A 2,471-nucleotide genomic window follows, 5' to 3' on the forward strand; every position below is an offset into this window, starting at 1 on the left:
TCGGGTCGTGGTGGTGGTCGGGGTCCGGTGTCGGTGCGGGAGGAGATCCTGTCCTCGGCTTTCGCCCAGGTGCTGGGGGTGCAACGGGTCGGCGTCGACGACGACTTCTTCGACCTCGGCGGGCACTCGCTCCTGGCGATCCGCCTGATCAGCAGGATCAGGGCGACGCTGAACGTCGAGGTGCCGATCCGGCAGGTGTTCGACACCCCGACCGTGGCCGGGCTCGCCCGCGGGTTGGGCGGCACACGTCCCGTACACGCCCCCCTGGTGGCGGGGCCCAGGCCCGACCGGCCGCCGCTCTCCTTCGCCCAGCAACGGCTCTGGTTCCTTTCGCAGTTGGAAGGCCCGAACACCACCTACAACATCCCGATCGCCGTGCGGCTGACCGGTGCGCTGGACGCGCGGGCCCTGGCGGACGCGCTCGCCGACGTGGTGGCCAGGCACGAGGTCCTGCGCACGCTCTACCCGTCGGACCAGGGCGAACCGTGGCAGCGGGTGCTGCCCGCGGACGCCGCGCGCCTGGACCTGGCGGTGACCGAGGTCGCACGGGACGACCTGGACGCACAGGTGACCGAGGCCGCCGCGCACACCTTCGACCTCACGGCGGAACTTCCGCTCCGGGCCGCGCTGCTGTCGATCGCACCGGACCACGACCCGCTCGGAGGCGAGAAGGACCGGCCCCAGGAGCACGTACTGGTGCTGGTCGTGCACCACATCGCCGGAGACGCCTGGTCGATGGGGCCGCTGTGGCGCGACCTGTCGAGGGCGTACGCGGCCCGCCGGACCGGGCGGGCTCCGGCATGGGAGCCGTTGCCGGCGCAGTACGCGGACTTCGCGCTCTGGCAGCGCGCGGTGGCCGACGGCGGCGGCGCCGACGCACTCGCCTCGGATCTCGCCCACTGGCGGCAGCGGCTGGCGGGGGCGCCGGAGGAGATCGTGCTGCCCGCCGACCGGCCGCGCCCCGCGGTGGCGAGCCACCGCGGCGGGCGCACCGACATGCGGATTCCGGCCGAACTGCACGCGCGCCTGCACGCGTTGGCGCAGCGCCGGGGCGTGACGATGTTCATGCTGCTGCACGCGTCGCTGGCGGCACTGCTGTCCCGCTTGGGCGCCGGCCACGACCTCCCGATCGGCAGTCCGGTCGCGGGCCGTACCGACGAGGCCACCGACGACCTGGTCGGGTTCTTCGTCAACACGGTGGTCGTGCGGACCGACGTGTCGGGCGACCCGGCGTTCACCGCACTCCTGGACCGGGTGCGGGAGACGGTGCTGGACGCCTTCGAGCACCAGGACATCCCCTTCGAGCGGCTGGTCGAGGAGATCGCCCCGCAGCGGTCGATGGCACGGCACCCGCTGTTCCAGGTGATGCTCGCGGTCCAGAACACCGACGCCGCGGCGCTGGAACTGCCGGGGCTGCGGGCCGAGGAGCACCCCGCCGGACGGCCCGCGGCCAAGTTCGATCTGGACATCCAGTTCACCGAGCGGTTCGCGCCCGACGGCTCACCCGCCGGTCTCCTCGGCGACATCGTCTTCGCCACCGACCTGTTCGACCCGTCCACCGCGGAGGCGATCGCCCGGCGGCTGCTGAGGGTGCTGGAAGCCGTCGCCGACGACCCCGCGCAGCCCGTCGGCCGGATCGGGATTCTGGGCGACCAGGAGCGGCACCGCCTGCTGGCGGAGTGGAACGACACGGCGTGCGAGGCGCCGGTGGGCACGGTGCCGGAGCTGTTCACGGCGCAGGCGGCACGCACCCCGACGGCACCGGCGTTGCGGGCCGAGGACCGCGAGCTGACGTACGCGGAGGTGGAGGCGCGCTCCAACGTCCTCGCGCGGCGGCTGGTGGACCGGGGCGTGGCGCCCGAGGCGCGGGTGGCGGTGCTGATGGAGCGTTCCGCCGAGCTGGTGGTCGTGTTGCTGGCGGTGCTGAAGGCGGGGGGCGCGTATGTGCCGCTGGACCTGCGGGCCCCGGCGGAGCGGATGCGGGTGCTGATGGCGGAAGCGTCGGCGGAGCTGCTGCTGGTGGACGCCGCGATGAACGGGCACCCGGCGGTGGGCGCGTTCCGGGAGCGGGGCGGCGCCGTCGTGGAGGTCGCGGCCGGATCTGGCTGGTCCGGTGACGGTTCGGCGCTGCCGGCCCGGTGCGTTCCCGACCAGTTGGCGTACATCATGTACACGTCCGGTTCGACCGGAGTGCCGAAGGGGATCGCCATCACCCATCAGAATGTGGTGGATCTCGCGAGTGACGCGTGCTGGCGCCATGAGGAGCCGCTGCGGGTGCTGCTGCGTTCCCCGCATTCCTTCGACTCCTCGACGTACGAGTTGTGGGCGCCGCTGCTGGGTGGCGGTCAGGTGGTGGTGGCGCCGGAGGAGCGGTTCGACGCGGGGGTGTTGCGGTCGTTGATCGCGCGGTACGCGTTGACGCATGTGCATGTGACGGCGGGGCTGTTCCGGGTGGTGGCGGAGGAGGACCC

Annotated in this window: 1 protein-coding gene; it reads left to right on the forward strand. The window is 73.1% G+C overall.

Going from position 1 to position 2,471, the window contains the following annotated elements; all coding sequences use genetic code 11:
• Positions 1-27: 27 nt before the first annotated feature.
• A partial coding sequence (locus tag AB0399_RS40375) for a condensation domain-containing protein (RefSeq protein ID WP_366414681.1) occupies positions 28-2,471 on the forward strand: 2,444 nt, incomplete at its 3' end.

Source organism: Streptomyces sp. NPDC088194 (assembly GCF_040702025.1).
Classification (GTDB): domain Bacteria; phylum Actinomycetota; class Actinomycetes; order Streptomycetales; family Streptomycetaceae; genus Actinacidiphila.